The organism is Jannaschia rubra (assembly GCF_001403735.1).
GTDB classification, from domain to species: domain Bacteria; phylum Pseudomonadota; class Alphaproteobacteria; order Rhodobacterales; family Rhodobacteraceae; genus Jannaschia; species Jannaschia rubra.
Genome location: NZ_CXPG01000021.1, coordinates 353,110 through 379,009, shown reverse-complemented (window position 1 = coordinate 379,009; position 25,900 = coordinate 353,110). Strand labels below are relative to the sequence as shown.

At 66.6% G+C, this 25,900-nt stretch carries 31 protein-coding genes, 1 tRNA gene and 4 pseudogenes; 18 read left to right on the top strand and 18 right to left on the bottom strand.

Annotation, left to right across the window (positions count from 1 at the left end; translation table 11 throughout):
- Positions 1-3 precede the first annotated feature (3 nt).
- Positions 4-720 (bottom strand): Crp/Fnr family transcriptional regulator, encoded by a 717-nt coding sequence (locus tag JAN5088_RS15440; RefSeq protein ID WP_055683707.1) that lies wholly within the window; start codon positions 718-720, stop codon positions 4-6.
- A 369-nt stretch (positions 721-1,089) separates the two neighbouring features.
- Here JAN5088_RS15440 and JAN5088_RS15435 point away from each other — a divergent pair.
- From JAN5088_RS15435 to JAN5088_RS15395, 9 genes and pseudogenes are all read left to right on the top strand, one after another.
- Positions 1,090-2,366 (top strand): annotated as a pseudogene (locus JAN5088_RS15435) (transposase); the annotation flags it as partial.
- Between the two features lie 128 nt (positions 2,367-2,494).
- Positions 2,495-2,568 (top strand) — tRNA-Cys (locus tag JAN5088_RS15430).
- Between the two features lie 184 nt (positions 2,569-2,752).
- Entirely contained in the window at positions 2,753-2,944 is a 192-nt protein-coding gene (locus JAN5088_RS15425) for a DUF6127 family protein (protein ID WP_370736421.1), read from the top strand.
- Between the two features lie 74 nt (positions 2,945-3,018).
- Positions 3,019-3,435: a D-Ala-D-Ala carboxypeptidase family metallohydrolase gene (locus JAN5088_RS15420; protein ID WP_055683706.1), complete on the top strand. Its 417-nt coding sequence runs from the start codon at positions 3,019-3,021 to the stop codon at positions 3,433-3,435.
- Positions 3,436-3,680: 245 nt separating this feature from the next.
- Entirely contained in the window at positions 3,681-4,295 is a 615-nt protein-coding gene (locus JAN5088_RS15415) for a TetR/AcrR family transcriptional regulator (RefSeq protein WP_055683705.1), read from the top strand.
- Positions 4,292-5,452: an efflux RND transporter periplasmic adaptor subunit gene (locus JAN5088_RS15410; protein ID WP_055683704.1), complete on the top strand. Its 1,161-nt coding sequence runs from the start codon at positions 4,292-4,294 to the stop codon at positions 5,450-5,452. Before JAN5088_RS15415 ends, JAN5088_RS15410 begins: the two co-directional genes overlap by 4 nt.
- Positions 5,449-6,585: an ABC transporter permease gene (locus JAN5088_RS15405; RefSeq protein ID WP_055683703.1), complete on the top strand. Its 1,137-nt coding sequence runs from the start codon at positions 5,449-5,451 to the stop codon at positions 6,583-6,585. Before JAN5088_RS15410 ends, JAN5088_RS15405 begins: the two co-directional genes overlap by 4 nt.
- A gap of 18 nt (positions 6,586-6,603) precedes the next feature.
- On the top strand, positions 6,604-7,299 hold the full coding sequence (locus JAN5088_RS15400) for an ABC transporter ATP-binding protein (RefSeq protein WP_233489812.1): 696 nt from the start codon (positions 6,604-6,606) through the stop codon (positions 7,297-7,299).
- Positions 7,296-7,694: a hypothetical protein gene (locus tag JAN5088_RS15395; RefSeq protein WP_055683701.1), complete on the top strand. Its 399-nt coding sequence runs from the start codon at positions 7,296-7,298 to the stop codon at positions 7,692-7,694. Before JAN5088_RS15400 ends, JAN5088_RS15395 begins: the two co-directional genes overlap by 4 nt.
- A 672-nt stretch (positions 7,695-8,366) precedes the next feature.
- Here the strand turns inward: JAN5088_RS15395 and JAN5088_RS19700 are convergent.
- The 16 genes and pseudogenes from JAN5088_RS19700 to JAN5088_RS15325 form a co-directional block, all read right to left on the bottom strand.
- Positions 8,367-8,492 (bottom strand): annotated as a pseudogene (locus JAN5088_RS19700) (IS481 family transposase); the annotation flags it as partial.
- On the bottom strand, positions 8,486-8,929 hold the full coding sequence (locus JAN5088_RS19695) for an IS66 family transposase (protein WP_370736419.1): 444 nt from the start codon (positions 8,927-8,929) through the stop codon (positions 8,486-8,488). The gene JAN5088_RS19695 and the pseudogene JAN5088_RS19700, both read right to left, overlap by 7 nt.
- A 46-nt stretch (positions 8,930-8,975) precedes the next feature.
- Positions 8,976-9,125, bottom strand: a pseudogene (locus JAN5088_RS19690) (hypothetical protein); the annotation flags it as partial.
- 20 nt (positions 9,126-9,145) lie between these two features.
- Positions 9,146-9,862, bottom strand: a complete 717-nt coding sequence (locus JAN5088_RS19685) for an IS66 family transposase zinc-finger binding domain-containing protein (RefSeq protein ID WP_370736418.1) — start codon at positions 9,860-9,862, stop codon at positions 9,146-9,148.
- A gap of 54 nt (positions 9,863-9,916) precedes the next feature.
- A complete protein-coding gene (tnpB, locus tag JAN5088_RS18725; protein WP_267885391.1) occupies positions 9,917-10,303 on the bottom strand; it encodes an IS66 family insertion sequence element accessory protein TnpB in 387 nt (128 codons plus the stop codon).
- A pseudogene (locus JAN5088_RS19470) lies at positions 10,260-10,406 on the bottom strand (transposase); the annotation flags it as partial. The pseudogene JAN5088_RS19470 and the gene tnpB, both read right to left, overlap by 44 nt.
- A 123-nt stretch (positions 10,407-10,529) precedes the next feature.
- Positions 10,530-11,335, bottom strand: a protein-coding gene (locus JAN5088_RS18385; protein WP_233489810.1) for an IS5 family transposase whose coding sequence is annotated in 2 segments (ribosomal slippage) — positions 10,530-11,011 and positions 11,011-11,335 — 807 coding nt in all. Because the reading frame shifts where the segments join, the coding sequence is not laid out codon by codon here.
- Between the two features lie 538 nt (positions 11,336-11,873).
- The gene (locus JAN5088_RS15365) at positions 11,874-12,335 is read right to left on the bottom strand and encodes an SH3 domain-containing protein (RefSeq protein ID WP_055683697.1); all 462 of its coding nucleotides are present in this window, start codon (positions 12,333-12,335) and stop codon (positions 11,874-11,876) included.
- Between the two features lie 80 nt (positions 12,336-12,415).
- Complete coding sequence (locus JAN5088_RS15360; protein ID WP_055683696.1) at positions 12,416-13,264, bottom strand: DMT family transporter; 849 nt, start codon at positions 13,262-13,264, stop codon at positions 12,416-12,418.
- A complete protein-coding gene (locus JAN5088_RS15355) occupies positions 13,261-14,334 on the bottom strand; it encodes an ABC transporter ATP-binding protein (protein ID WP_055683695.1) in 1,074 nt (357 codons plus the stop codon). Before JAN5088_RS15355 ends, JAN5088_RS15360 begins: the two co-directional genes overlap by 4 nt.
- Positions 14,331-15,128 (bottom strand): ABC transporter permease, encoded by a 798-nt coding sequence (locus JAN5088_RS15350; RefSeq protein ID WP_055683694.1) that lies wholly within the window; start codon positions 15,126-15,128, stop codon positions 14,331-14,333. The genes JAN5088_RS15355 and JAN5088_RS15350 overlap by 4 nt, the downstream gene beginning before the upstream one ends.
- 1 nt (position 15,129) lies before the next feature.
- On the bottom strand, positions 15,130-16,017 hold the full coding sequence (locus tag JAN5088_RS15345; RefSeq protein ID WP_233489809.1) for an ABC transporter permease: 888 nt from the start codon (positions 16,015-16,017) through the stop codon (positions 15,130-15,132).
- 69 nt (positions 16,018-16,086) lie between these two features.
- Positions 16,087-16,413 carry a hypothetical protein gene (locus JAN5088_RS15340; protein ID WP_055683693.1) on the bottom strand — a complete coding sequence of 109 codons (327 nt, stop codon included), beginning with the start codon at positions 16,411-16,413 and terminating at the stop codon, positions 16,087-16,089.
- Positions 16,414-16,482: 69 nt separating this feature from the next.
- Positions 16,483-16,989 carry a 30S ribosomal protein S9 gene (gene rpsI, locus JAN5088_RS15335; RefSeq protein ID WP_055683692.1) on the bottom strand — a complete coding sequence of 169 codons (507 nt, stop codon included), beginning with the start codon at positions 16,987-16,989 and terminating at the stop codon, positions 16,483-16,485.
- 2 nt (positions 16,990-16,991) lie between these two features.
- Entirely contained in the window at positions 16,992-17,453 is a 462-nt protein-coding gene (gene rplM / locus JAN5088_RS15330; protein ID WP_055683691.1) for a 50S ribosomal protein L13, read from the bottom strand.
- Between the two features lie 153 nt (positions 17,454-17,606).
- On the bottom strand, positions 17,607-18,995 hold the full coding sequence (locus JAN5088_RS15325) for an aminotransferase-like domain-containing protein (protein WP_055683690.1): 1,389 nt from the start codon (positions 18,993-18,995) through the stop codon (positions 17,607-17,609).
- Between the two features lie 110 nt (positions 18,996-19,105).
- Between JAN5088_RS15325 and JAN5088_RS15320 the strand changes: the two genes are divergently transcribed.
- Positions 19,106-19,333, top strand: a complete 228-nt coding sequence (locus JAN5088_RS15320) for a DUF1127 domain-containing protein (RefSeq protein ID WP_055683689.1) — start codon at positions 19,106-19,108, stop codon at positions 19,331-19,333.
- Positions 19,334-19,406: 73 nt separating this feature from the next.
- Here JAN5088_RS15320 and JAN5088_RS15315 read toward each other — a convergent pair whose 3' ends face one another.
- Positions 19,407-19,823, bottom strand: coding sequence for a PaaI family thioesterase (locus tag JAN5088_RS15315; RefSeq protein ID WP_055683688.1), 417 nt, complete (start codon positions 19,821-19,823; stop codon positions 19,407-19,409).
- A gap of 55 nt (positions 19,824-19,878) precedes the next feature.
- Between JAN5088_RS15315 and JAN5088_RS15310 the strand changes: the two genes are divergently transcribed.
- From JAN5088_RS15310 to JAN5088_RS15275, 8 genes are all read left to right on the top strand, one after another.
- Positions 19,879-20,664, top strand: a complete 786-nt coding sequence (locus JAN5088_RS15310) for an enoyl-CoA hydratase (protein ID WP_055683687.1) — start codon at positions 19,879-19,881, stop codon at positions 20,662-20,664.
- A gap of 36 nt (positions 20,665-20,700) precedes the next feature.
- The gene (gene surE / locus JAN5088_RS15305; protein ID WP_055683686.1) at positions 20,701-21,495 is read left to right on the top strand and encodes a 5'/3'-nucleotidase SurE; all 795 of its coding nucleotides are present in this window, start codon (positions 20,701-20,703) and stop codon (positions 21,493-21,495) included.
- A gap of 3 nt (positions 21,496-21,498) precedes the next feature.
- Positions 21,499-22,134, top strand: coding sequence for a protein-L-isoaspartate(D-aspartate) O-methyltransferase (locus JAN5088_RS15300; protein ID WP_055683685.1), 636 nt, complete (start codon positions 21,499-21,501; stop codon positions 22,132-22,134).
- A 44-nt stretch (positions 22,135-22,178) separates the two neighbouring features.
- Positions 22,179-23,348: a M23 family metallopeptidase gene (locus JAN5088_RS15295; protein WP_055683684.1), complete on the top strand. Its 1,170-nt coding sequence runs from the start codon at positions 22,179-22,181 to the stop codon at positions 23,346-23,348.
- Positions 23,349-23,458: 110 nt separating this feature from the next.
- Positions 23,459-23,692: a twin-arginine translocase TatA/TatE family subunit gene (locus tag JAN5088_RS15290; RefSeq protein ID WP_055683683.1), complete on the top strand. Its 234-nt coding sequence runs from the start codon at positions 23,459-23,461 to the stop codon at positions 23,690-23,692.
- Between the two features lie 20 nt (positions 23,693-23,712).
- The gene (tatB, locus tag JAN5088_RS15285; RefSeq protein ID WP_055683682.1) at positions 23,713-24,213 is read left to right on the top strand and encodes a Sec-independent protein translocase protein TatB; all 501 of its coding nucleotides are present in this window, start codon (positions 23,713-23,715) and stop codon (positions 24,211-24,213) included.
- Positions 24,210-25,061: a twin-arginine translocase subunit TatC gene (tatC, locus tag JAN5088_RS15280; protein ID WP_055683681.1), complete on the top strand. Its 852-nt coding sequence runs from the start codon at positions 24,210-24,212 to the stop codon at positions 25,059-25,061. Before tatB ends, tatC begins: the two co-directional genes overlap by 4 nt.
- Positions 25,058-25,888 (top strand): ATP-binding protein, encoded by an 831-nt coding sequence (locus JAN5088_RS15275; protein WP_055683680.1) that lies wholly within the window; start codon positions 25,058-25,060, stop codon positions 25,886-25,888. Before tatC ends, JAN5088_RS15275 begins: the two co-directional genes overlap by 4 nt.
- The last annotated feature ends 12 nt before the right edge of the window (positions 25,889-25,900 follow it).

Sequence of the window (25,900 nt, the reverse complement as noted above, 5' to 3'; positions counted from 1 at the left end):
GATTCAGAGGCCCGCCTCGGCCCTTAGTGCTGCTTGGTCGAGCACGGTGACATGTCGGTTCTTCTCGATCGAAATGACCTCCGCGTTCCGCAAGTGGGCAAGTTGCCGGCTCACGGTCTCCATCGTCAGCCCGAGAAATTCCGCGATGTCGGATCGGGTCCATGGCAGGTCGATGACGTTGGAAAAGCCTGCGACCCTCGGATCGATATGCGTTCCCAGCAGCAGCAGAAAGGACGCCAGCTTCTGCGACGCCGATTTCTGTCCCAGGATCATCAGCCATTCCCGCGCATCGTCCAGTTCCCGCAAGGATTGTGTATGTAGGCGATGCTCGAACGCATGGGACCGCTGTGCCATGTCCTCCAGGTCGCTGCGGGGGAAGACGCAAAGACGGACCGTGCTGGCCGCGACGGCACTCACATTGCTGGCTTCCGCGAAAGGGCGACCCAGGAAGTCGGGGGCGAACTTGAGCCCGACGATCTGCTGCCGGCCGTCCGGCAGAAGCTTCGTCAGCTTGACCACACCGCTCAGGATGTTTGCGAATGTATCTACCGGAACGCCGGCCGATATGAGTTCCGTTCCTGCCGGCACCTCGCGGCGCCTCGCCTGTCGTCCCAACCGCAGAAGCTCATCGGGTTCGAGAACGCTGCATATCCCGCCATGCCGCGCTTCGCATTCCCTGCAGATGACCGGGATCGCGGAACTGTGGATGTCCTTTCGCATGTCGCTGGTCTCCTGGTTGGCAAACGGAGGTTGCCGCCGTTGGCCCAACGGTCTTCGGCTGCCCGAACGATGGCTTCGCGCGTCACTCGCCGCTCACCGGGAAATTTCGCCGGAGCCGATCTTCATACAGGGGACGTAGGGCGCGGCATCGTGGGAGCTATAGCCTCCATGAAAGTTCTGCGGCATCAAGCTGTCCCCCTTTGCAATCGGCATTTGCGCGGTTTTCCGACTTCGGGCGATCGGCCGTGTCGGATCCTGTCCCGCCGCGTCGTGTGGGTTCTGGTTGAGGTGGTCACCGGCGATGTTCCGGCAGGGTCTGGTTGTTGGCGCCGGCCTGGACCGGAGAGACCACCGACGGCCGTTGACGCGATGGACTTGCGCGACCTTGTCGAGAAGGCCCCGGATGCTGACCTTTTGCGCGAGATGGCCGGCTGTGCAGCCGGGCGCCTGATGGAAAGAAAGGTCGGTGCCGCCACTGGCGGGGCTTATGACCGGAAGGACCCGGCCCGACAGGCGCGGCGCAACGGCTATCGCGACCGGGACCGGGACCGGGAGGCTCGGTCCGGAACGGTCGGACTGTGCGTTCCGAAGCTTTGGAAGGGCGTGCCCGCGGCACCTTTCCCGGCCGTCTCGAGCCGCGCCGGATGGCCGAGAAGGCGCGGACTGCCGTGATCCGGGAAGCCTGTATCAGGGCATCCCCACGCGCTTCGTCGACGACCTCGCGAAGGCCATGCCCTGCCCGGCAGGCGCGTGTGCGGCATGCTGCCGAAAGGGGGCATGAGCGGCACCCCGAAGAGCCAGGCGTCACGGCCCTGCGGCGAGATCGATGGCAAGGCGAAGGCGTCTCTCGACCGCCCGGTCGAAGGTGATCGGCCTTGCCCCTGGATCGGCGCCACCTGCCGCGAGGTTCGCCGCGGCGGACGGATCGCGTGGGTCGCCGTCATCATCGCCGCAGGCGTCGACACGAACGGGCGCCGCGAGGTCCTGGGCATGGAAACAGGGACATCCGAGGCAGAACCGGTCCGGACCGAGTTTCTGCGCAGGCTGACGCGGCGCGGTTTGCGGGGAGTGAAGCTCGTGATCTCGTCCGTCGGGCAAACAGTCCCCCGGGCTGTCTGGCTGACCCTCCTCCACCCCATAAAGGCATCGAGGCAGCCGCGACAAAGATGCTGTGCGCCACATGGCAGCGCTGCCGGGTCCGTTTCCAGCGAAACGTTCCGGCCCACGCGGGCAAGAGCGGCAGGCGGGTTGCCCGGCCTTCATCGCCACCGCCTTCGCTCAGGACACCGCCAAAGCCGCGAGCACCCGTTGGCGTGCCGTCGCCGATCGGCTTCGTCCCGAGGTGCCGAAGCTGGCGGACGTCATGGATGACGCCGGGCACGACGTCCCGACCTGCATGACCTTTCCGAGGGAGCATCGTGCCGGGCCGCGCTCCGCGACTCCGATCGAGCGTCCGAACGGCGAGATCCGGGCGGCGCACCAGAGGCGTCGGCGTCTTCCTGATGACGATGCCATCCTCCGCCTCGTCGGCCCGCCGCTCCTCGAACAGGACGATGAATGGGCGGTCCAGCAGGGGGCGGTACGTGACACTGGAACCCATGGACCCTTCGAGCGAAGATGCCATCGTCAGCCTGCCCGTCGCAGCACGCCGATCAGGCACACCCGCGCCGGACGTCATGGCGATCCTCAAGGCCAGATACACCGGTCAGCGGGATACGATACTTTGAACCCCTTGACCCTTCCTTCGTCCGCGCCTAACCCAACAGAACTTTCCGGCGAGTTGGCGGAGTGGTTACGCAGCGGATTGCAAATCCGTGCACACCGGTTCGATTCCGGTACTCGCCTCCAATAACTTTCAGTGGCTTACGTGATCCGCATCGTTGTCGATCACTCCTCGTTTACAGTTTGAGTGTTCCGGGTGGCCTTCTCAGCTTTCAGCAGGCGCAGGACTTCGGCATTCTTTGCAGGCGAGACGGCCGTGGAATGGTCGGTTATCCTGATCCGGGCGGCCGAGGAAGGCGCGTAGCGTGCGCTGGCCGATGTGGGCCTCGCCGGCGACGAGGCCACGCCCGACATCCGCGACCTGCGCTCCTTGGTGGACTGCATCCGGCCGGTACGCTGCACCGCGGTGCAGATCGCCGTCCACATGATCACAACCGGCATCATGCTGGCGCTGCCGGCGAGCATCGTCATCAAGCTGAAGAACCTCGGCAGCAGCCCGTAGCCAAGCCCAATCCCCTACTCATCAGCTCGCAATGATCCGCCCTTGAGGCGGGTTTTTCGTTTCTGGAAGCCTCCATGTCCACAACGGTCTACGAGCGCTGCAACAGGGCGTCCGAGCGCACTTGGCGCTGGCCGAATTCTGACCTGGCAGAGATTGCCTGCCGGGGCACCGGCAAGCTGCTCGTCAATGAACCTGCCTTCGATGAGCTGCTGGCGCTGCGCGACCGCATAGGCAGGCCTCTGATCGTCAGCCCCGCCTATCGCAGCCCCGAGCACGACCGCGCCGTAGGCGACGCGACCCGCTCCAAGCACTTCGACGGCGCCGCCTTCGACATCGCCGTGGTGAATCACGATCTGGTGGAGTTCGAGGCCGCGGCACGGAAGGTCGGATTCCCCGGCTTCGCGCGGGGTAGATCACAAAGGGCGGGGTCCGACGCACATTTCCAGGTTGCTCCTACATTGCGATGCCGACAGATGGGATCAGGCCGCTGATGCAACAGGTTAAATAGTACACGAAAAAAAGGGTTTGATGCCCGTCGCTGCGGCTCTGCCACTCCCGCACACTTTTGGGGATGCAAGTCGTGATCCTGGCCGGACGGCGGGGATCAGCCTCTTTCGGCGACTCAAGCGCAGAACGAACCTTAAGGACATCGCGGATCAAACATAGCCCTATGCATCTTGACCTTCCGCGCAGGCAAGAATAGTTAGTAACCGATAACTCACCGGGAATATCGGTTATGGCTCGCAAGACTTCCACAACCCGCAAGGCCGAGATCGTCGTCACGACGATGCGGCTGGCCGATGAACTGGGGCCCGACCGATTGACCATACAGGCCGTCGCCAATGCGGTCGGACTGACGCAACCGGCGATCTTCCGGCATTTTCCAACCAAACAGGCCCTCTGGCAGGCTGTCGCCGAAACGATTGACGAGACGATGACCGAGGCTTGGGAAATGACCCTTGCCGAGGGCCGCGCGCCGCTCGAGCGGCTTGCGTTGCTGATTGAGACGCAGTTACGTCAAATCGAAGGGAACCCTGCCATCCCCGCCATCCTGCATTCGCGGGAGCTTCAGACCGAGAACGCCGACCTGCGGCAGCGCTTCCGTGCGCTGATGATGCGCTTTCAAGGCTTGCTGCGGGCGGAACTGATGGCCGCACGCGACGCGGGCCTGATCCGCTCCGACCTGGATCCGGACGACGCTGCGGTTCTGCTCATCTCGCTGGTGCAGGGATTGGCGATCCGCTGGGCTCTCGGCAACCGATCCTTCGCGCTCGGGCCGGAGGGAACGCGCCTCCTCGGCGCTCAACTGGCATTGTTCCGCGCCCCAGCGACACGGGAGGCCGGATCATGAAGAACGGTCGGAAGTTCTGGTTCCTCGTCTTGGCGGGTGCCGTTGCGATTGGAGTCCTGGTGTATCTGTTCTTCGCCGAACGTCCGATCACGGTCCCGGTGGCAGCGGTTCAGAAGGACGTGCCCGTCCGTATTTATGGGCTTGGCACGGTGGAGGCGCGCATCGTTTCGCGGATCGGCTTCGAGGCTGATGCGGCCTTGGCCGACCTCGAGGTCGACATCGGCGACAGGGTCACGAAAGGGCGGATTCTGGCGCGGCTGCATACCGCCGAGCAGGAAGCCCGTGTGGTGCGTGCAGAGGCCGCGGTCGAAGCGGCCGGTGCCAATGAAGTCAAGGCCGCGGCGAACGTGATGCGGGCGCGCGCCGTGCTGGCGCAGCGCCGGTCCGCCAATGTCCGACAGCAGGCGCTGGCCGAGCGCAGCACGATTTCGGCGCAGACCGCGGAGGAGGCACAGCGGGACGTCGACGTGGCCGTGGCCGACCTCGCCGTGGCCGAAAGCGAGATTAAGGTCGCGGAGGCCCAGCGTGCCGATGCCGAAGCGGCGCTTCTCTACGAAACGACGCTTCTCGACCATCACGTCCTGCGCGCACCCTTCGATGCCGTCGTCGTCGCCCGGCACGCCGAGGCGGGCACGGTGGTGCGCGCGGGCGATCCGATCTTCACGCTGATGGACCCGGGCACGGTCTGGACGCAGGCGTACATCGACGAAGCGCGCGCCGGATCGATCGCGGTGGGCCAGGCGGCCGAGGTGCGGTTGCGCTCGTTGCCGCACGAGGTGTTCGGCGGCACGGTCGACCTGATCGGCATCGAGAGCGACCGGGTGAACGAGGAACGGCGCGTCTGGATCGCCTGCGATCGCTGCCCGGCCGAGGTGTACCTGGGCGAGCAGGCCGAAGTGAGGATAACCGTGGCCACCCTGCCAGAGGCATTGCTGGTGCAGGAAGTCGCGGTCCGCGGGTTCGACGGACACCAGGGCCGCGTCTGGACCGTCGAAGATGGGCGGCTGGTCGACACCGAGGTCATCTTCGGCCACCGCACCGAGGATGCGAGGGTGGAAATCGTCTCCGGCGTGCCGGAGGGGGCGAAGGTCGTCGCAGCGCCCTCCGGCAGTCTGTCCGAGGGACGGATGGCCCGCATTGCGGGGGACGGGCAATGAACCTCGCCTACCGGGACGTGCGCCACAACCTCTTCCGCTTCGTGCTGACATGCCTCGGCCTCAGCCTGCTGATGGCGGTCGTTCTGGCGATGATCGGCATCTACAACGGCCTGGTCGCCGATGCGCTCAACATCGTGAAGGCGCCACAGGCCGACCTGTGGGTCGTCGAAGCCGGTACGCAGGGCCCCTTCGCCGAAGCGTCGAAGATCCCCGGCAGCACCCGCGATGCGGTGGCCCGCTTGCATGGCGTGGCCGATGCGGGCGGGATCACCTATCAGACTGTCGAGGCGAGCCACGCCGGCGACACCCTGCGCCTCTACGTCATCGGCTACCAGCCTGGCCACCTCGGCGGACCCCAGACGATCGCCGAGGGGCGCGGCATCACACAGACGCACTTCGAACTGGTCGCCGATCGCAAGACCGGCCTCGCTCTCGGCGATCGCATCCGCCTCGGACGCGACAGCTTCGCCGTCGTTGGCCTCGTCGAGAACACGATGAACTCGGGCGGCGACCCCGCCGCTTTCGTCACTCTGGCCGACGCTCAGACCCTGCAATCGCAACTGGCCCCTCCGGCGCAGCGCGTGCAGACCGCCCGCGGCGCGGGACTTCTGGAAAGCGCCGACACTGTCGCGGCCGTGATCGCGCGGCTCGAACCGGCGGCGGACCCGCGCGATGTGGCGCAGACCGTGCGGCAGTGGAAACACCTCGGCGCGCTGACCCAGGATGAGCAGGAGGGAATCCTGATCGGTTCGGTCGTGGATCGCGCCAAGCGACAGATCGGCCTGTTCCTGGGGATCCTGTTGACGGTGTCCGCCGTGGTGATCGCGCTCATAATCTATACGATGACGATGGAGAAGTTGAAGCAGATCGCCACGCTCAAGCTCATCGGGGCACCGGACCGCACCATCATAGGGCTGATCGTGCAGCAGTCGCTCGCGCTCGGTATGGTCGGTTGGAGCTTCGGTCTGATCCTCATCCTGCTGTTCAAGGACTTTTTCCCGCGGCGCGTGGTCCTGGAGCCCGTGAATGCGGCGGTGTTGGCCGGCATTATCGTCGTGGTCTGCGTCGCGGCCAGCGGGCTGGGCGTCCGGGCGGCGTTGAAGGTCGATCCGGCGACGGCGATCGGGGGGTGAGCCATGCACGGCGATCGCATGCCCCTGATCGAGATTTCCGGCGTCTCCAAACATTTCGGTGAAGGCGATACACGCGTCGATGCCTTGCGGGACATCGACCTGACCGTGCGCCAGGGTGAGGTGGTCGCGCTGCTCGGCCCGTCCGGATCAGGCAAGACGACGCTGCTCAATGTCTTGGGATGCATCATCGACCCCACGCAGGGACGCGTGACGCTGGACGGCGAGCTCGTGTTCGACGGCCGGTGGCTGCGCGGCGACTTGCGGCGGCTGCGGCTCGACAAGATCGGTTTCATCTTCCAGTTCCACAACTTGCTGCCGTTCCTCAGCGCTCGCGACAACGTAGCACTGGTCCTGACGCTCGCCGGAAAATCAAAGGTCGAAGCACAGGCACGCGCCGCGGAACTGCTCGACTACCTGGAAGTCGGCCATCGCGCCGGAGCCATGCCCGCGCTTCTGTCAGGAGGAGAAGCGCAGCGCGTCGCCATCGCGCGCGCTCTGGCCAACAGCCCGCGCATCATATTGGCAGACGAACCCACCGCCGCGCTCGACAGCAAGCGCGCGGGAATCGTCATGGACCTGCTGCGCAAGCTGGCCGCCGAACAAGGTGCCTGCATTGTCGCCGTCACCCACGACGAAAAAATCTACGACCGGTTCGACCGGTTGTTCCACCTGCGAGACGGGGTGCTGGAGTCCGAGGAAGGTGAAGAACCATGACGGCACGTTCATCGAGAAAATGGCCGGTTCGGATTGCGGCGGGCGTCGCGGTGGCGTTCGGCGCGGTGACGGTCCTTTCGGGTGGCCGGGTCCTGTTCGGTGGCACCGCCGCGCAGGAAGCGGCGGGGGACGCCGTGCCGTTCGTGCTCTGGTTCAACTTCCTCTCGGGCTTCGGCTATGTCCTCACCGGCATTGGCATCGCAATGGAAAAACGGTGGGGGGCTCATTTGGCGTTGGCACTGGTTGCAGGTATCGCCATCGTTTTCGCACTGCTCGGCCTTCATGTGGCTCAGGGCAATGCGTTCGAAATGCGAACCGTTGGCGCCATGACCTTGCGCCTCATGGTCTGGATCCTGATCGCGACGGTGGCCGTACGGGATGCCTGCGCAAAATGACACGGGTCACGATGGGTATTTCCGGATGAATCTTCTTTTGCGGTCGGAGCTTCGGTGCACCGACCGCCCGGTTCGGAGCGGCGTTCGCCGGAGGCTTTCTGATCGGTGGGGATTTACGGATCTGTTAACCGGCGGAGCATTTCCCAGACCTGACACCCAACCTTGTATGCAAGATTATCATAATGAATGGCCTCTATTGGTTCGTGACCGACATCCTCGGCTCGATCGCTTTCGTTCATCCATCGAATGCCGGCTCGAATACACTTTTACCGGTGCTCGGTGTCGAACCATCTCAGCGGCTGGCGACGCCGGGGCATCCGACGGGTGACGAGCATTTCGTTTAAAACAGGTTAACACATTGATGTAACGAGAAAATGGGACAGGGATGCGGGCGCCATATTGATACTTCCTGAAAGAGCGGCCTGAAACGAGCGCCACCTTTGCGACGGTCGGGCAACACGTGGTGTCTTGGAAGATCAGCTTGTTTCCGTCCTCCCCGTCGATCTGATGATCTCAGGCGCCGCCGTCGATCATGTCGCTCCCCGAGCTACCGAACAGGACGTTCGCAGCCGCGTCCCAGCCGTGCGTGACGTCGTTGCCGAGATCGCCCCGCAGATCGTCGGCGCCATGGTCCCCTTCTAACCTAGGGTCAGGCCTCGTTCTTGCGGCCTGGCTGTTCAGCCCCGGCATTTGGTGGATCGGGTCGGGGATGGATCTTTCCGGCTCTGACGGCCAGATTTTGCAGATGTACTCCAGAAGCGCGGTAAGCGGCGTCTGCGCCGCGCGTGTTTTCAGCTTGACGGCATGGGGGTCCATGGCAGCAGATCGTCGATCTTTGCCTGCGGATGGGCGGCGGCAACGGCCTGCAGTGTTCCCTTGAGGTAGGCGAATGGTTCGACGTCGTTGATCTTTGCGGTGGCGATCGGGGACGCAATGCGCGCCCAGGATCGATTGCCCTCGTCGTGGCCAGCGAAGAGTGCGTTCTTGCGGGTCAGGGCGGTCGGCCGGATCAGGTTCTCGACGCTGTTGAAGTCGATTGCGACCCGGCCATCGTGCAGGAAGGTCTGCAGCCCGTCCCAGTGGTGGTGGATAAAGGCCAGCTTTTGACCAAGGCGCGACTTCATCGATACGCGGCGGCATTGCGCCTGCAGCCATTCGCCGAAGGCCGCGACCAGCGGTGCACCGCCGCCTGTTGGGGACGGGCGCGTCAGTCGGTTGTAGCCGGGTGTAGCCATCCAACTGAAGGATGCCGTCGAAGCCCTGCAGGATGCGCTTTGCGTTCTCGCCCGCACGGTCGGGCCGCGTAGGTAAGCACCACACCAGGTGGGTCTGCCCCGCCCCATGACCGGTCATCGCGCGCCAAGGCCCAGAGATAGCCCGTCTTCGTCCGTCCCTGCCAGGATCGAGCATGGGGGCAGTGGTTTCGTCCATGAACAGCTTGGTCGACGTCTTCAGGTGTTCGGCCAGCCGATCGACCCCGGGGCCGGGGGGAAGGCGGCCGTGCCGATCCAGTCGGCCAGCGTGCTGCGGTGAAGCTCGATCCCCGCCCGGGCCGGGATCTGGCTCTGGCTCTGGCGGTATAACGGAAGGTGGTCGGCATACTCGCTGACCAGCACATGCGCGAGGGCGCCCTCGGTGGGCAGACCGCCCTCTGTCAAGTGTGCGGATGCCGGGGCCTGCGTTGTACCCTCCGCACACCGGCGACAGGCAGACTTCGGCCGAATGGTCACGATTATCCGCAGCTGCGCGGGCACGATATCCAGCCGCTCGGTCCGGTCTTCGCCGATGCGGTGCATCTCGCCGCAACCGCAGGGACAGAGCAGGCTGTCCGGCTCGATCACCTGCTCGAACCGCGGCAGGCTTTCCGGAAGATGCCCGCGATTGTGGCGAGCAACCTTGCGTGAAGGCGTGCGGGGCGCAGCCTGCGCATCCCGTCGGGCCTTCGCCTCGGCTATGGCCGCTTCGAGATCCTCGAAGGCCAGCTGGTGTTCGTCGTCGCGCAGCTTCTCGGAGCGCTTGCCATGCACGGCCTGGTTCAGCTCGGCGATGAGATGCTCCAGCCGGCGATTGATCTCCCGCAGCGCCTCCCGTTCGTGCAGCACCGCCGGCACAGCTGCACGCTGGCTTTCGGGGATGGCAGAAAGATCGATAAGCGGGGCGACGGGCATGTCGTCAATATAGCCTGATGCGTCTGCATTCGAACGTTTTGTCGTCCATTCGGGTCACTCTGCCACGGCTGGCTCCGGGGCCTCCAGAGGCCGAACCCGACGCCAGTCAAGGCCGGCAAAAAGCGCCTCGAACTGCGTTCGACCCAAGGTCATGGCGCCATCCCGAACCGCCGGCCAGGCGAAGCTGTCGGCCTCGAGGCGCTTGTAAGCCATCACCAGGCCGCTGCCGTCCCAGAACAGGGTCTTCAGCCGGCCGGCGCGTTTGGCGCGGAACACGAATATCGTGCCGGTGAACGGATCCTCCGCCAGCATCGACTGCGCAAGCGCCGCCAATCCATCGTGCCCCTTCCTGAAGTCCACCGGCGTGGGTTGCAACCATGATCCGCATGCCCCGCCATGCCAGCTGCCGCCACGCCGACAGCTGGTTCGGCTGCACACCATAACGATCCGCCACAGCATTCACCGTGGCACACGGCTCGAGCGTATCGGCGACCACCAGCGCCTTCACCTCATCCGGCCACCGGCGACGGCCGGACGCATAGATCTCGACGCCCGGAAAAGTGAGAAACGAATTCTCGGCTCACATTGCGAAACGCACTCCTCATCAGCCGATGAAAAAGATCTCGCAGCACCGCGCAAGCCAAGCCATGTGGGGTTCAGCCGTCGCTTACAGAGCGTGAGCCCGCCGAGGGTTTTGAGCCTGCGTGCTAGGCTCAGGACTCGTTGATCGTATCCAGAAGATGACGATGGCCACGATGGCGATAGCGGACATGAAGGTGTGGGCGCAGCGGTCGTAACGGGTGTGGATACGTCGCCAATCCTTCAGCTTGCCGAACATGTTTTCGAGCTTGCGGCGGTTGCGGTAAAGTGCCTTGTCATTAGGTATATGGATTTTTCGTTGTAATTTCGATGGGATGCAGGCAACCACTTTGCGCTCGGCAAGGGCGTCGCGGAACCGGTCGGCGTCATGGCCCTTGTCCGCCAAGAGCGCTTTGGCCGGTGGCAGCGACGACAGCAGGGCCGCAGCGCCGGTGTAATCACTGACCTGGACTGCGGTCAGAAGCAGAGTGCGCGGCCGCCCCTCGCTGTCGCAGACAGTATGCAGCTTTGAGTTCAAGCCGCCTTTCGTGCGTCCGATATGCTTGGGAAGAGCCCCTTTTTGAGCAGACTGGCCGCCGTCCGGTGCGCCTTGAGGTGCGTCGCGTCGATCATGGTTTCCTCAGTCCCACCGCCACCCTTGGCAAGCTCGACGAAGATGCGTCCGAACACACCCATCTCGCTCCAGCGGATGAAGCGGTTCTGGATCGCCTTGTGAGGCCCGTAGCTCATGGGAACGTCGCGCCGCTTCGGACCATTGCGGATCACGAAGATGATGCCGCTGATCACCCGACGATCATCGGCGCGCACCAACCCGTGCGCGAGCGGAAAGAATTGCGAAATCCGTGCCATCTGGGTGTTGGATAGCAAAAACATCTCAGTCTTGGCAGCACCCCCTCGATGCCGCCAGTGAAACAATGAGTTGAAGGGTCGGCAAGTGAATCAATGGGTCTAGAGCCTAAACTGACACTGATCCTGCGCCGCGCTTGGCGCAAACGGCAGCTAAGGGCCGTCACCGGACCGATGTACGAGTGACTTGAGCGCCCAATTTGTCGCGCTCCAACAGCCCGCTCCGCTGATCGCACGAAAGCCTTGCCAACCTACAGCCAACATTGCGGCCATCCCCAAGCCTCCCCCCGCCAACGGAAAACCCTCTCGCAGCGGTGCCTCGCATCGCCTGTTGAAAAGCCCGGTCGCGGCGCCGCGTCGGTGGTTTGACGGACCGACCCCGCTGCCGGGCCGAGGCCCGGTCGTTCTGGCCACTGAGGATGACCCGTGGATGTGCCGGCGGGCGAACGGGGCGACCCCCGGGGGGCCGTCCGATCCGTCTTTCCGGGGTCGCGGGGCCTTGGTGGCCCTGCCGTGCGCGCGCCGGGATGTTCTGGGTCGGAGCGGTCAAGGAAGGGATGACAGGTCAGCCGGTGATGTAGTCGCCATGCGCCCATCCCACCGCGCCCGAGACGTGGCGGACGCGGAGCCAGTCGCCGCGACGCTCCAACGGGGCGAGGCGGTCGCCCGGATACATTCGCCGCAGCACCGCATGGCCGGTGCCGGGACCCGCGCGCAGGTTCAGGTAGCCCACGGTCGTGGGGGCGACGAAGCGGATCGCCGGTACCTCGGCCGCGCCGCGTTCGAGATAGCTGGACGACACCCACCCACGCTGACCCGAAGGCAGGCGGACGTGGGCCCAGATGCCCAGCGTCTCCTCTATGTCGACGCGGTCGCCCGGCGACAGGCGCAGCAGCACGTCGTGAACCGTGCCAGGGCCGGAGCGGAGGTTCAGATACCCCTCCTCGGTCTGCTTTACATAGAGGGTCTGCGCCAGCGCGCCCACGGGCGACAGCAGCAGCACGAGGAGAAGGGGGGCAAGGCGCATGGCGGGCTCCGGCGGCGGGGATCGGGTCATGGTGGCGCGGGGGATCGCCGGGTTCAAGCGTCGCCGGAGCGATCCTTGCGTCAGCTGCGGACCCAGCGCAACAGCGCGACGCCCAGAAGCGTCGTCATGGTCGAGGCGACCTTGGCGAGGTTCAGCGGCTCGCGCAGGACGGTGATGCCGATGACGAGGGCGAAGACGATGGAGGTTTCGCGCAGCGCGGTCACGAGGGCGATGGGCGCCTGCGTGAAGGCCCAGGTGACGATGGCATAAGCCACGAACGACGCGGTGCCGCCGATCCAGAAGACGCGGCGGCCATGGGTTGCGAGGTCGCGGAACGTGCCCGGCGAACGGAGGGCAAGGTAGATGGACAGCATCGCGGCGTTGCCCAGCGCCAGCCAGGCGTAATAGCCGACCGCCGTTCCCGCCGCGCGGGCGCCGGTGCCGTCCACCAGCGAATAGCCCGCGATGAACGTGCCGGTGACGAGAGCGAGGACGGCGGCGCGGCCGTTTCGCAAACCGTCGGCGCGGCGGGTGAGGCCCAGGCTCAGGATGCCCGCGCCGATCACGAGGACCGCAAGGAGTTCGACGGGCGCAAGATCGACGCCTAGGAAGACGATGGAGATGGCCGCGACGATCAGCGGGGCAGAGCCGCGGGCGATGGGATAGACCTGCGTGAGATCGCCGATGCGATAGGAGTTCACGAGGAACATCTGATAGCCGAAGTGCAGCGCCATTCCGGCAACCATCCAGGGCAACGATTCGGCGGCGGGAATGGGCACGAAGGGCAGGCAGAGCAGGGCGACGGGGATGTGGCCCAGCATGACGCCCGACATGGCCATGAGCTTGTCGCCGTCGTGCTTGACCATGGCGTTCCAAGTCGCATGGAGCGCTGCGGCACCGAGGACGGCAAGGAAGACGCCGAGCGTCACCGGAACAGGGTGATCGCGCCCGGCGACCAGGCCAGCCGCGCCTGGGTGCCGATGTCGAGAACGGGGCGGCCAAAGACGTTCCGCATGGAGATGCGGACGGGCTTTTCCGCGCCGTCCAGCGTCACGTCGTAATAGGTCATGTCGCCATAATAGACGACCTCGACCACGCGGCCTTCGGCAACGCGGCCCTCGGTCTGCTGGCCGGGGAACAGAAGCGTCGCGGTTTCCGGGCGGAAGCCCACCATCGGGTCGCCCGCGGTGGTGGCCGTCGATTGCAGGTCCTGCACGACCATCTTGCCCAGCCCCGCGGCATCGACCACGTCGCCGTCGACGGTCGCGGGCAGGAAGTTCATCACGCCGATGAACTCGGCCACCCGGCGGGACACGGGGCGGCGATAGAGCGCCTCGGCCTCGGCCAGTTGCGCGATCTCGCCCTCGAACATGACGGCGATGCGGTCGGACATGACCAGCGCCTCCTCCTGGTCGTGGGTGACGAGGATGAAGGTGATGCCGACCTGCCGTTGCAGGCGGATCAGCTCGACCTGCATCTGTTCGCGCATCTTGCGATCGAGCGCGGAGAGGGGCTCGTCCAGCAGCAGCACCTTGGGCCGCAAAACGAGCGCGCGAGCCAGCGCCACACGCTGCCGCTGCCCGCCGGACAGCGCGTGCGCGGCGCGTTTGCCGTAGCCGTCGAGCCCGACCATGTCGAGCGCGTCATCGACCAGCGTGTCCTTGGCCTGACGGTTCAGGTCGGAGCGTTTGCGCAGGCCGAAGCCCACGTTCTGCGCGACGGTGAGATGCGGGAAGATGGCGTAGGACTGGAACACCATGTTGGTGGGCCGCCGGTTGGGGGAGAGGCGGGTCATGTCGGTGCCGCCGATCATCACGGTGCCTTCGGTCACCCCCTCGAACCCCGCGATCACGCGCAGGAGCGTGGTCTTGCCGCAGCCCGACGGGCCGAGCAGCGAGAAGAACTCCCCCGCGCGGATGTCGAGGTCGACGCCGCGCAGTGCGTGATAGTCGCCGTAGTACTTCTGGATGCCCTGAAGGCGGATGAGCGGTTCCGTCACAGGAATCCTCCGGTATCTTTGACGCCCGCGCGGGCGAGGCCCCGGCGACGGTTCCATTCGGCGAAGGTCAGCATCAGGATCGAGATGATGACGAGGATCGTCCCCAGCGCCATCACCACCGGAATGAGCCGGGGAAAGCGCAGGAGCGACCAGATGTAGACCGGCAGGGTCGGGTCGCTGCCGGTCAGGAAGAAGGCGATGATGAATTCGTCGAGCGAGATCGTGAAGGAAATCAACAGCGCGGCGACGATGCCGGGCATCACGAGCGGCAGCGTCACGAGGCGGAAGGTCGACAGGCGGGTCTCGCCCAAGTCGATGGACGCCTCCTCCATCGACGGGTCGAGGGACTGGAAGCTGGCGTTCAGGATAGCGATGGCGAAGGGCGTGCAGATCAGCACATGCGCTGCGATCACCGTCCAGAGCGACAGGTTCCAGCCGAAGAAGCGCACCGCCACGACCAGAAGCGAGGTGGCGACGATGATCTCGGGCAGGACGAGGGGCAGCATGATGAGACCGAGCGCCGCCGCCTTGCCGGGAAAGCGGTAACGAACGTTGGCCCGCGCCGCCGCCAGCCCCAGGACCACCGCCAGCACCGAGGAGATACCCGCCACGAACAGCGAGTTGCCCAGCGCCTTGTGCAGTTCCTTGTTGGTCCAGAGTTCGGCGAACCATTTGGTCGTGACCCCGCTCAGCGGGAAGGCGATGACCGTGCTGTCGTTGAAGGCAAACAGCGGCAGCAGGACGATGGGCGCATAGAGGAACGCAAGGAAGGCGATGACATAGACGCGCAGCATCTCAGCGACCCCCAGACAGCCGCCGCGCCAACGCGACGGTGGCGAGCGCGATGATCGTGACCAGCACCATGGCGACCACCGCCAACGTGGCCCCCATGGGCGCGTTGTTGAGGCCAAGGAACTGCGTCTGGATCATGTTGGCGATCATCAGCCCGTTCGGCCCCCCCACCAGCGCAGGCGTGACGTAGTCCCCCACCGTGGGGATGAACACGATCAGCAGGGCCGCGACCACCCCCGGCATGGCGAGCGGCAGGGTCACGCGAAAGAAGGTGGTGACGGCGTTCTCGCCCAGGTCGCGGGCGGCCTCCAGCAGGTTTCGGTCGATCTTTTCCAGTGCGACGAAGATCGGCAGGATCGCGAAGGGCGCGAAGGCGTGCGACAGGGTGATGATTACGGCCTCGGGGCTGTAAAGGGGGGCAGCAAGACCGTCCCATTCCAGACCCAGCCGCTGGCCCAGGGCCACGATCCAGGGGTTGATGGGTTCCAGCAGCGAGTTGATGACGCCGTTGTAGCCCAGGATCACCTTCCACAGGAAGATCCGCAGCAGATAGCTCGTCCAGAACGGAATGGTGATGAGGAACAGCCACAGCGACTTGCGCGACGGGGCGACGCGGAAGCTGACGTAATAGGCGACGGGGAAGGCCAGCACCACGGTGGCGATCGTGACCGCTCCGCTGATCCACAGGCTGCGCAGCATGATGGTGCGATAGATCGGGTCGGTCAGCGCCTCGGCATAGTTGGCGAGCGTAGGCGTTCGGTCGATGGTCAGGTAATCCTGCGTCCAGAAGCTGAACAGGAAGATCGCCAGAAGCGGCCCGGCCAGAAGCGCCAGCGCATAGAGCAGCGGGGGCGCGATCAGCGTCAGCCCGCGTTTGGTTTCCTGATCCAACGACACCCCCGGTTGCAGGCGCACAGAAAACCCGAAAGGCCCGCCCGGTGCAAGCGGTCTGCGGGCGCGTCAGGGGTCGCGCCGGGCGCCGGGCAGCGTGGGTCTGGGCGCGGCGGCGGACGCCCTGCCGCGCGGGGGCGCGGCGGCCAGCCGGTCGAGGCGTTCGAGGATGGCGGTGGTGTTCTCGGCCGTCGTCACCTGCATCCGCGCGGCCAGCGTCAGGGCCACGACCAGCAGCCCGCCGATGGCGAGCCCCCCGCCCGTGCCCATCAGCACCGGGTCGCGGGCATAGAGGAAGAGGCCCCGCCAGGCGATCCAGCCGCCGAAGAAGATGACGGCCCAGCCGCAGATCGCGACGAGGAACAGGACGAGGCGCGTGAACAGGGTGCTGCGCATGTCAACGGCAGACAGGAAAAGGGCCCGCCCCGGCAAGGGCAGGCCCGATTTCCGATCGTGACAGGCGGATCAGCGCTTGGAGAACTGGAAGCTCTTGCGGGCCTTGGCCTTGCCGTACTTCTTGCGTTCCACCACGCGGCTGTCGCGGGTCAGGAAGCCCGCGGCCTTGAGCGCCGAGCGCAAGCCGGGCTCATAGAGTTGCAATGCCTTGGACACGCCGTGCTTGACCGCACCGGCCTGACCCGACAGGCCGCCGCCCTTGACGGTGGCCATGACGTCGAACTGGCCTTCGCGGTCGGTGATCTCGAACGGCTGCTTGAGGATCATCTGGAGCACGGGGCGTGCGAAGTAGGTGTTGATGTCCTTGCCGTTGACCGTGACCTTGCCCGAGCCGGGCTTGATCCAGACGCGGGCGACGGCGTCCTTGCGCTTGCCGGTGGCATAGCTGCGGCCGAGTTCGTCGCGGACCGGGTCGCGCGGTTCGGAGGTGTCCAGCAGGACCTGGCCGTCGCCGTCGGCGGCGGTGCCGGAGACGGCGCCCTTGAGATCTTCGAGGGAGTTCAGTTGCTCAGCCATGATCAAGCGCTCCGCGTGTTCTTGGGGTTCATCGACTTGACGTCGAGGACTTCGGGCGACTGCGCCTCATGCGGGTGCTCGGCCCCGGCATAGACGCGAAGGTTGGTCATCAGCTCGCGCGAAAGCTTGTTGCCAGGCAGCATCCGCTTGACGGCCTGCGTCAGCACCCGCTCGGGGAACTTGCCGTCGAGGATTTCCTGCGTCGTGCGCGACTTGATGCCGCCAGGGTGGCCGGTGTGCCAGTAATGGGGCTTCTCGCGCTTGTTGCCGGTAATCTGCACTTTGTCGGCGTTGATCACGATGACATTGTCGCCCATGTCCATGGACGGCGTGAAGGTGGCCTTGTGCTTGCCGCGAAGGCGCATGGCGATGACCGAGGCGAGGCGACCCAGAACGATGCCTTCGGCATCGATCAGGATCCACTTCTTGTCGATCAGGTCGGGGGTCATGGTGAAGGTCTTCATGGCCTTGCCCTTTGTCTGATGTGGATGACGGTGGGGCAGGGGCCCCGGATCGGACGGCTTATAGACGCCGGCCCGGCGGTGTCAACGGGGCGGAAGCTGGGAAAATATGACGTTATCAACGTGTTAGGGATGGGGTTATATTTTACCCCACAGTCACGTGTCGATTTCCTGCGGCGGCGAGGCCAGGAGTCGCGTCAGGGTTGCCAGCGCGCCTTCGAATCGGTCGTCCGACAGCGTGCCGTTGAGGGCGAGCCGCACCGCGTTGGGCGCCTGTCCGTCCACGAGCGCGAATTCATCGGCGGCCTTGAGCATCACGCCCTCCGCCTCGGCCGCGCGCAGGAACGACGACGCGCGCCAGCCGCGCGGCAGGCGCAGCCAGGCGAAGGGCACATCCTCGCGCGCAATGAGGTCATAGCCGGCCAGCGCCCGCCGCGCCGCGATCACGCGGGCCGCCTGAAGCCGCATGACGTCCTCGCGGATCGACGCGGCCACCCCCGTCTCGATCAGGGTGCGGACCAGGTCGATCTGCGGCCGCGGCAGGCCGTAGACCTGCTGCTGCATCGCGGTGACGGCAAGGTCTGCGCGGCCCCGTGCCGGGCCGATCATGCCCATCCGCAGGGCGGGGCTGATGGTCTTGCTGAGCGAGGTCGTGACCCAGGTCCGGTTGGGGGCAAGGTCACGGTAGGTCGGCGCGGTGGGCACGCAGGCGAAGCAGTCATCGTCGATGATCTCCAGATTGTACCTTTCGCAGATCGACACAATCTCGGCACGGCGGGCTGGAGAGGTGCGGTTGGTGGTCGGATTGTGCGCCTCGGCCGATGTGGCGAGGATCTGCGCGCCGGTCTGCGCCGCGATCCGTTCCAATGCGTCCGGCAGAAGGCCCTCCTCGTCGAAGGGCACGCCGCGCAGGTCGGCCCGCACCAGCGCCGCGGCATGGCGGAAGCCGGGGTAGCAGAGGTCTTCGGTCAGGACGACGGGGCGGGGGCCGTGCAGCAGCGCGTGGAACAGCACCACCGTGGCGTGCTGCGCGCCCAGCGTCAGCACCATGTCGTCGGCCGCGATCGGCTGGCAGTCGGTCTCGGTAAGCCAGCCCGACAGCGCGCGGCGCAGGTCCAGGTCGCTGTCGCGCACGGGATAGCTGCCATAGCCGTCGGGGCTCGGCCCCATGGCGGCCATCGCGTCGGCGATGCGGTCGGCCTGGCCCACGTCCATCACCTGGCTCACGCGCATGTTGACGGTGCCCTGCACCTCGACCTCGGCCAGGCCGCCCACGGGCTTGCGGCCGTTGGCGACGAAGGTGCCGCGGCCCACGGTGGCCTCGAGCAGGCCGGCGTCGGTCAGCGCGCGGTAGACGCGGGCGACGGTGCCCGGCGTCACGCCCACCTTCCACGCCAGGTCCCGGACCGGGGGCAGGCGGGTGCCCGGCGGAAGGTCGCCGCGCGTGACCGCGGTGCGGACGGCGGATTCGAGCACCAGATACTTGGGGCGCGGGTCGCTGCCGAAGTCGACCTCGATGACATTCCGGTCCGTTATTGTACCCATGACAATCTACCGCTGGTAAAGATGTGCAGGTAATTGTATCCCTGATCGTGACCATAGCTTAGGAATTGTATCAACACAAGAGCCCCCCATCGTCCCGAAAGGAACATCCCATGGCCGCCCCCGCCTTCGACCATCCCGCGCTGAACAGCCATGCCGCCCGGTCGGCCTCGCCGCTCGCCGCGTCGCTGATGGCGGCCGGCGCGACCCTGGCCACGTGGGAGACGCGCAGCCGCACGCGCCGCGCCCTCAAGGAGATGTGCCCGAGTCTCTACCCCGACATCGGCCTGACCACGGCCGAGGTTCTGATCGAGGTGGCCAAACCCTTCTGGCGGGCCTGACCCCGCTTTCACCGTCCTCTTCCCCGCCTGGACCGGGCCGCCATCGGCGCCCGGTCCTTTTTTTGCCCGGATGTCAGACGGGCGGAATCGAATAGGTCAGCGACGCGCGGGCGACCGGCTGATCCACGCCTTCCGACCACAGAAGCCCGTCGCCCACCGCCAGCATCCGCCCGAGTTTAAGCAGCCGCACGTCGCAGCGAAGATCGGCACCGGCGGCGGGTTTCCGCATAAAGTCGATGGAGCAGTTCGTCGTCACGGCCAGCGCGACCGGCCCGACCCGCGACAGGATCGCCAGATAGACCGCCACATCGGCCAACGCGAACATCGACGGCCCCGAGACCGTGCCGCCGGGGCGCAGGTGCCGGTCGGCCACCCGCAGCGTGACCGACACGCCCTGCATGTCCACCCGGTCCACACGGAAATCGTCGCAAACCTGCGGAAACTCCCGCGCGAGAAAGGCCGTGAGCGCCGGAGCGTCCATCTTGAGCATTGCAATCCCCCCCTGTGCCTCGCACCCTGACTAGCGGGCTTAAGGGAGATCGCAAATGTCGGACATGGTGTTACGCAGCGACACGGACGGGATCGCGACGCTGACGCTGAACGATCCGGACACGCTCAATTCGCTGTCGGACGCGATGTTGGCGGCGCTGTCGCGGGCGCTGGCCGACATCGCGGAAAGCGATGCGCGGGTAGTGATCCTGCGGGCGGAGGGCAAGGCGTTCTGCGCCGGCCACAACCTGCGCGAGATGCAGGCGATGCGGCAGGCCGAGGACGGGGGCGCGGCGCGGTTCGCCGACCTGTTCGACCGCTGCGCCGCAGTGATGGCGCAGATCACGCAACTGCCGCAGCCGGTCATCGCGCAGGTACACGCGCTGGCCACCGCCGCGGGATGCCAGCTTGTCGCCACCTGCGACATGGCGGTCGCGGCCGAAAGCGCGCGGTTCGGCGTGAACGGCGTCAACATCGGCCTGTTCTGCTCGACGCCCATGGTGGCGCTGACGCGCAACATCCCGCGCAAGCACGCGATGGAGATGCTGACGACGGGCACCTTCATCGACGCCGCCCGCGCGGCCGGGCTGGGGCTGGTGAACCGCGCGGTGCCCGATGGCGCGCTGGAGGAGGAGACGCACGCTCTGGCGGCCACGGTGGCGTCCAAGCTGTCGCGGGCCGTCCGCATCGGCAAGGGTGCGTTCCACGCGCAGGCCGATCTGCCGGTAGCCGAAGCCTATGCGCTGGCGCGGGACGCGATGGTGGCCAACCTGTCGGAGGCGGATACGGCAGAGGGGATACAGACGTTCCTCGAAAAGCGCGCGCCCGGCTGGACGCAGTAGCCCCCGCCCAATAGGGAGGGGCGAAAAGGGGAGCGGATGCGGATTCTCATCACCAACGACGACGGGATCGGCGCGCCGGGCCTGGCCATCCTGCACGACATCGCCGTGCAGGTCGCGGGCCCCGCGGGCGAGGTCTGGACCGTCGCCCCGGCGTTCGAGCAGTCGGGCGTCGGGCACTGCATCAACTACGTCAAGCCGTCCATGGTGACGCAGCTCGAGGAGCGACGCTTCGCGCTGGAGGGGAGCCCAGCGGACTGTGTCCTGGCGGGCCTGAACCACCTGATCGACGGCCCGGTGGACCTGGTGCTGTCGGGCGTGAACCGCGGCAACAATGCCGCCGAGAACACCGTCTATTCCGGCACCATCGGCGGCGCGATGGAGGCCGCGTTGCAGGGCGCGCGGGGCATCGCCCTGTCGCAGTTCTATGGCCCCGGCAACGTCGAGCTGGACAATCCGTTCGAGGCCGCGGCCGGACACGGCGTCGATTGCGTGCGCCGGCTGGTGTCGGATGCGCCCTGGGGGGGGGACGATTACAAGCTGTTCTACAACGTCAATTTTCCGCCTGTGCCCGCCACCGGTGTGAAGGGCATCGCCGCCGTGGCGCAGGGGTATCGCGGCGACGCGCGGATGGGGGTGCATCCGCAGACCGCACCCTCGGGGCGGCGATACCTGTGGATCCGCGGCAGCGCGCAGGGCGACCCGACCGGGCCGGGCACCGACGTGCGCGCCAACGTCGAGGGCTGGGTGTCGGTGACGCCCATGCGCTGCGACCTGACCGACCGGGCGGCGCTGACGGACCTGCGCGCGGTGCTGGACGACTACGATGGCTGACGCATGACGCCCGAGGACACGATGCGCCTGCAACTGGCCCTGCGGTCGCGCGGGGTGACGGACGCCCGCGTCCTGACCGCGATGGAGCGGGTCGACCGGTCGCGCTTCGTCACCGGCACCTTCGCGCCGCGCGCCTTCGACGACGTGCCGCTGCCCATTCCGGGCGGCCAGACCATCAGTCAACCCAGCGTCGTCGGCCTGATGACGCAGGCGCTGGACATCCAGCCCCGCGACAAGGTGCTGGAGGTGGGGACGGGCACCGGATACCAGGCCGCGATCCTGTCGCACCTGGCCCGCCGGGTCTATACGGTCGAGCGTCATCGCGCCCTGACCCGCATCGCGCAGGCCAACCATCAGGCGCTCGGGCTGTCCAACATCACGCAGATCACCGGCGACGGCAGCTTCGGCCTGCCCGAACAGGCGCCTTTCGACCGCATTCTGGTGACCGCCGCCGCCGAGGACACGCCCGGCCCCCTGTTGGCACAACTGCGGATCGGGGGTAGCATGGTCCTGCCGGTGGGCGTGTCGGATCATGTGCAGACGCTGATCAAGGTGACGCGGACGGACGGCGGATATGAATACGACGAACTCGGCCCGGTGCGTTTCGTGCCGCTGGTCGAGGGGGTGGAACACGACTGAAGCGCGTGGCATCCGAACTTGGGGCAGATGATAGGGGGGCAGGAATGTCCAATGCAGGCAGGCGGACCCGCTGGACGGGTCTGGTTACGGGACTGGCCGTTCTGGCGGGATGTTCGGAGTTCGAATCCGGCAACCTGGACTACGACCTGCGCAACGGGCCGGGCAACCTGAACACCACCGCAGGCGTGACGCAATCACCCGCCGACCGGCCCCGTCCGGATGCTAACGGCCTTATCACCTATCCCAACTATCAGGTGGTGGTGGCGCGGCGCGGCGACACTGTGACGAGCGTGGCCCAGCGGATCGGGTTTTCCGCCGATGAGCTGGCGCGGTTCAACGGGCTGCGTCCGGGCGACGCGCTCAACGCCGACGCGGTGCTGGCGCTGCCCAGCCGGGTGACGCCCGGCGGGACGGCTGGCGGGCGGCCCGACATCTCCTCCATCGCGGGGCAGGCCATCGACCGCGCGTCGGGGACGGGGCGCGGCGCGCCCGTCGCCGTGCAAGGCGGGCAGGAACCGGTCCGCCACCGCGTCGCGCGGGGCGAGACGGCGTTCTCGATCGCGCGGCTCTATGGCGTCAGCCCCGCCGCGCTGGCCGAATGGAACGGCCTGGGCACCGACCTTGCGGTGCGCGAGGGGCAGTACCTCCTGATCCCGCTGGTCATCGGCACCGACGGCGCCCAACAGGTGGCGACGCCCGTGGCGGCCGAAGCCGGAACACCCGTGCCGCCATCGGCGAGTTCCGCCCTGCCGCAGAACGTCGAGGCGCAGCCGCTGCCGCCCAGTCCGAACCTGGACCAGTACCGCAGCGACACACCCGCGCCCGTGGCGCAGCCCGTGCGACCCGCACCGGCCGCCGCGTCATCCGGCGGCGCGCTGGCCCGCCCCGTTTCGGGCGAGGTGCTGCGCCCCTTCTCGGCGCGGAACGAGGGCATCGACTTCCGTGCAGCCGAAGGCACGGCGGTGCAGGCGGCGGCGGCGGGCACCGTGGCCGCGATCACCCGCGACACCGATCAGGTGCCGATCCTGGTTCTGCGCCACGCCGACGGATTGCTGACGGTCTATGCCAACATCAAGGACATCGCCGTCAAGAAGGGCGATTCGATCACGGCGGGGCAGCGCGTGGCCAGCGTGGGCGGCGGCGACCCGTCGTTTCTGCACTTCGAGGTGCGGCGCGGTTTCGACGCGGTTGACCCTGCGCCCCTGCTTCGCTGAGGTGCTTCAATTTTGCGCGGGGGCGCTTTCATGTGCCCCGCGCAATGCGTAAGTAGCAACCGGAACGGGATCGAGGGTCGCCGCGCGCGGCCCCACTTGGGAGAGATGCAATGCTCAACAACATCGGCCTTCCCGGCCTTCTTCTCATCGCGGTGGTCGTGCTCGTGCTGTTCGGGCGCGGCAAGATCAGCAGCCTGATGGGCGAGGTCGGCAAGGGCATCACCGCCTTCAAGAAGGGCGTGACGGACGGGTCCAAGGACGACGACACCGCCGACCGCGCCATCGCCGACACCACGGCCGCGCGCGACGTGACGCCGGAAGCGTCGGAGAAGGACAAGGTCTGATCGACCGGAGGGTCTGACCCATGTTCGACATCGGCTGGAGCGAGCTTCTGGTCATCGGCGTCGTGGCGCTGATCGTGGTGGGTCCGAAGGATCTGCCCAGGCTGTTCCGTACGCTGGGCGAGGTGACGGGCAAGGCCCGCCGGATGGCGCGTGAGTTCCAGAACGCGATGAACGACGCGGCGGACGAAAGCGGCGTGAGCGACATCACCTCGGACCTCCGCAAGATGGCGAACCCCAAGAAATACGGCATCGACGCCCTCAAGGACGCGACCGGAGAGCTGAGCGCCTGGTCCCCGGACGAGCCGGACGGCAAGCCGCGCGCCAGCGTGGCCGAACAGCGCGCCGCGGCGAAGGAGCGGATCGCGGAGAACACCGCCGCGCGCAAGGCCCGCGCCGATGCCGACGCCGCCGATGCCGCCGAGATGGAGGACGAGCCGGAACTGCTGCCGGACCCGGCCGCCGAACCGCCGGCCGAGCCTGCACCGGCGCCGGGCAAGCCCAAGACCGGAACCGACGCATGAGCGACGACATCGACGACAGCTCCGCCCCGCTGATCGAGCATCTGGCGGAGTTGCGGACCCGGCTGATCGTGTCGGTCGCGGCCTTTCTCGTGGGCATGATCCTGTGCTTCGTCGTGGCCGAGCCGATCCTGAAGTTCCTCCTGCTGCCCATCGAGAACACGATGCGGAGCCTGGGCAACCCCAACCCCACGATGATCTACACCGCCCCGCAGGAGTATTTCTTCACCCTGATCCGGGTGTCGGTGGTGGGCGCGCTGATCGTGGCGTTCCCGGTCATCGCGCATCAGTTGTGGCGCTTCGTGGCGCCGGGCCTCTACCGGCAGGAGCGCAACGCCTTCCTGCCGTTCCTGATCGCGTCGCCGGTCCTGTTCCTGCTGGGGGCGGCCTTCGCGCATTTCGTGGTCGTGCCCCTGGCCATGCAGTTCTTCCTGGGTTTCTCGGACGCGGCGTCGCTCCTCGCGGCGATGGTTGTCGACGGCGTGAGCGATCTTCGCGACACCGGCATCGACGTCGTGTTCCAGGGCAAGGTGAACGAGTCGCTCGATATCTCGCTCAAGATGATCGTGGCGTTCGGGCTCTGCTTCCAGTTGCCGGTGCTGCTGACGCTGATGGGCAAGGCGGGGCTGGTCAGCGCCGAGGGCCTGGCCGGAATGCGGAAGTACGCCGTCGTCGGCATCCTTGTGCTGGCCGCCATCGTCACGCCACCGGATGTGGTGACGCAGGTGATCCTGTTCGTGGTGGTCTTCGGCCTTTACGAGGTTTCGATCTGGCTGGTTCGCGGGGTGGAGCGCAAGCGCACGAAGCGGATGCGCGAGGAGGGGCTGCTCGACGAGGACGAGGAGCTTTGACCGACCCGCTGGAGCGCATCGCCGCCGCGCTGGAACGCCTGGCCCCCGCGCCTGCGGCCGCGCCCGACTGGCAGGTGTCGGCCTATGTCTGGGACACCGCGCCCGACCGCCTGATCCCGGTGGAGCGGGTGAACCGCATCCCGCTGGAATTGCTTCTCGGCATCGACCGGGCGCGGGATACGCTCCTGGAAAACACCCGCCGCTTCGCGCATGGCCTGCCGGCGAACAACGCCTTGCTCTGGGGCGCGCGGGGAATGGGAAAATCCAGCCTTGTCAAGGCAATCCACGGCGAACTTCAAGCGACCGGCCTCAAGCTGGTGGAGCTTCAGCGCGAGGATATCCATACCGTCGGCACGCTTCTGTCGGTGCTGCGGGACGCGCCGCACCGTTTCGTCATGCATTGCGACGACCTGAGCTTCAGCCACGACGACGCGGCCTACAAATCGCTGAAGGCGGTGCTTGACGGAGGGATCGAGGGGCGGCCGGACAACGTGGTCTTCTACGCCACATCCAACCGCCGCCATCTGATGCCCCGGGACATGATCGAGAACGAGCGCGGCAGCGCCATCAACCCGGCCGAGGCGGTCGAGGAGAAGGTGTCCCTGTCCGACCGTTTCGGTCTGTGGCTGGGGTTCCATGCCTGCGATCAGGACGCCTATCTGGCGATGATCCGTGGATATTGCGACGCCTGGGGCATCGACATCGACGATGCCACCCTGCGCGCCGAGGCGATCGAGTGGCAGGCAACGCGCGGCTCGCGGTCGGGGCGGGTGGCGTGGCAGTTCTTCGTCGATCTGGCGGGCCGACGTGGCGTGACCGTCGCCTAGATTCCCCTGCGG

Excerpts from the sequence above, each read along its gene's own strand:
- JAN5088_RS15315 (WP_055683688.1), bottom strand. The coding sequence starts at position 19,823 with ATGCTCAAGATGGACGCTCCGGCGCTCACGGCCTTTCTCGCGCGGGAG.
- rpsI (WP_055683692.1), bottom strand. The coding sequence starts at position 16,989 with ATGGCTGAGCAACTGAACTCCCTCGAAGATCTCAAGGGCGCCGTCTCC.
- tnpB (WP_267885391.1), bottom strand. The coding sequence starts at position 10,303 with ATGGTGTGCAGCCGAACCAGCTGTCGGCGTGGCGGCAGCTGGCATGGC.
- JAN5088_RS15295 (WP_055683684.1), top strand. The coding sequence starts at position 22,179 with ATGTCCAATGCAGGCAGGCGGACCCGCTGGACGGGTCTGGTTACGGGA.
- JAN5088_RS15405 (WP_055683703.1), top strand. The coding sequence starts at position 5,449 with ATGAACCTCGCCTACCGGGACGTGCGCCACAACCTCTTCCGCTTCGTG.
- rplM (WP_055683691.1), bottom strand. The coding sequence starts at position 17,453 with ATGAAGACCTTCACCATGACCCCCGACCTGATCGACAAGAAGTGGATC.
- JAN5088_RS15395 (WP_055683701.1), top strand. The coding sequence starts at position 7,296 with ATGACGGCACGTTCATCGAGAAAATGGCCGGTTCGGATTGCGGCGGGC.
- tatC (WP_055683681.1), top strand. The coding sequence starts at position 24,210 with ATGAGCGACGACATCGACGACAGCTCCGCCCCGCTGATCGAGCATCTG.
- JAN5088_RS15415 (WP_055683705.1), top strand. The coding sequence starts at position 3,681 with ATGGCTCGCAAGACTTCCACAACCCGCAAGGCCGAGATCGTCGTCACG.
- JAN5088_RS15310 (WP_055683687.1), top strand. The coding sequence starts at position 19,879 with ATGTCGGACATGGTGTTACGCAGCGACACGGACGGGATCGCGACGCTG.
- JAN5088_RS15300 (WP_055683685.1), top strand. The coding sequence starts at position 21,499 with ATGACGCCCGAGGACACGATGCGCCTGCAACTGGCCCTGCGGTCGCGC.
- JAN5088_RS15410 (WP_055683704.1), top strand. The coding sequence starts at position 4,292 with ATGAAGAACGGTCGGAAGTTCTGGTTCCTCGTCTTGGCGGGTGCCGTT.
- tatB (WP_055683682.1), top strand. The coding sequence starts at position 23,713 with ATGTTCGACATCGGCTGGAGCGAGCTTCTGGTCATCGGCGTCGTGGCG.
- JAN5088_RS15420 (WP_055683706.1), top strand. The coding sequence starts at position 3,019 with ATGTCCACAACGGTCTACGAGCGCTGCAACAGGGCGTCCGAGCGCACT.
- JAN5088_RS15350 (WP_055683694.1), bottom strand. The coding sequence starts at position 15,128 with ATGCTGCGCGTCTATGTCATCGCCTTCCTTGCGTTCCTCTATGCGCCC.
- JAN5088_RS19695 (WP_370736419.1), bottom strand. The coding sequence starts at position 8,929 with ATGGCTACACCCGGCTACAACCGACTGACGCGCCCGTCCCCAACAGGC.
- JAN5088_RS15320 (WP_055683689.1), top strand. The coding sequence starts at position 19,106 with ATGGCCGCCCCCGCCTTCGACCATCCCGCGCTGAACAGCCATGCCGCC.
- JAN5088_RS15325 (WP_055683690.1), bottom strand. The coding sequence starts at position 18,995 with ATGGGTACAATAACGGACCGGAATGTCATCGAGGTCGACTTCGGCAGC.
- JAN5088_RS15400 (WP_233489812.1), top strand. The coding sequence starts at position 6,604 with ATGCCCCTGATCGAGATTTCCGGCGTCTCCAAACATTTCGGTGAAGGC.
- JAN5088_RS15290 (WP_055683683.1), top strand. The coding sequence starts at position 23,459 with ATGCTCAACAACATCGGCCTTCCCGGCCTTCTTCTCATCGCGGTGGTC.
- surE (WP_055683686.1), top strand. The coding sequence starts at position 20,701 with ATGCGGATTCTCATCACCAACGACGACGGGATCGGCGCGCCGGGCCTG.
- JAN5088_RS15440 (WP_055683707.1), bottom strand. The coding sequence starts at position 720 with ATGCGAAAGGACATCCACAGTTCCGCGATCCCGGTCATCTGCAGGGAA.
- JAN5088_RS15340 (WP_055683693.1), bottom strand. The coding sequence starts at position 16,413 with ATGCGCAGCACCCTGTTCACGCGCCTCGTCCTGTTCCTCGTCGCGATC.
- JAN5088_RS19685 (WP_370736418.1), bottom strand. The coding sequence starts at position 9,862 with ATGCCCGTCGCCCCGCTTATCGATCTTTCTGCCATCCCCGAAAGCCAG.
- JAN5088_RS15365 (WP_055683697.1), bottom strand. The coding sequence starts at position 12,335 with ATGCGCCTTGCCCCCCTTCTCCTCGTGCTGCTGCTGTCGCCCGTGGGC.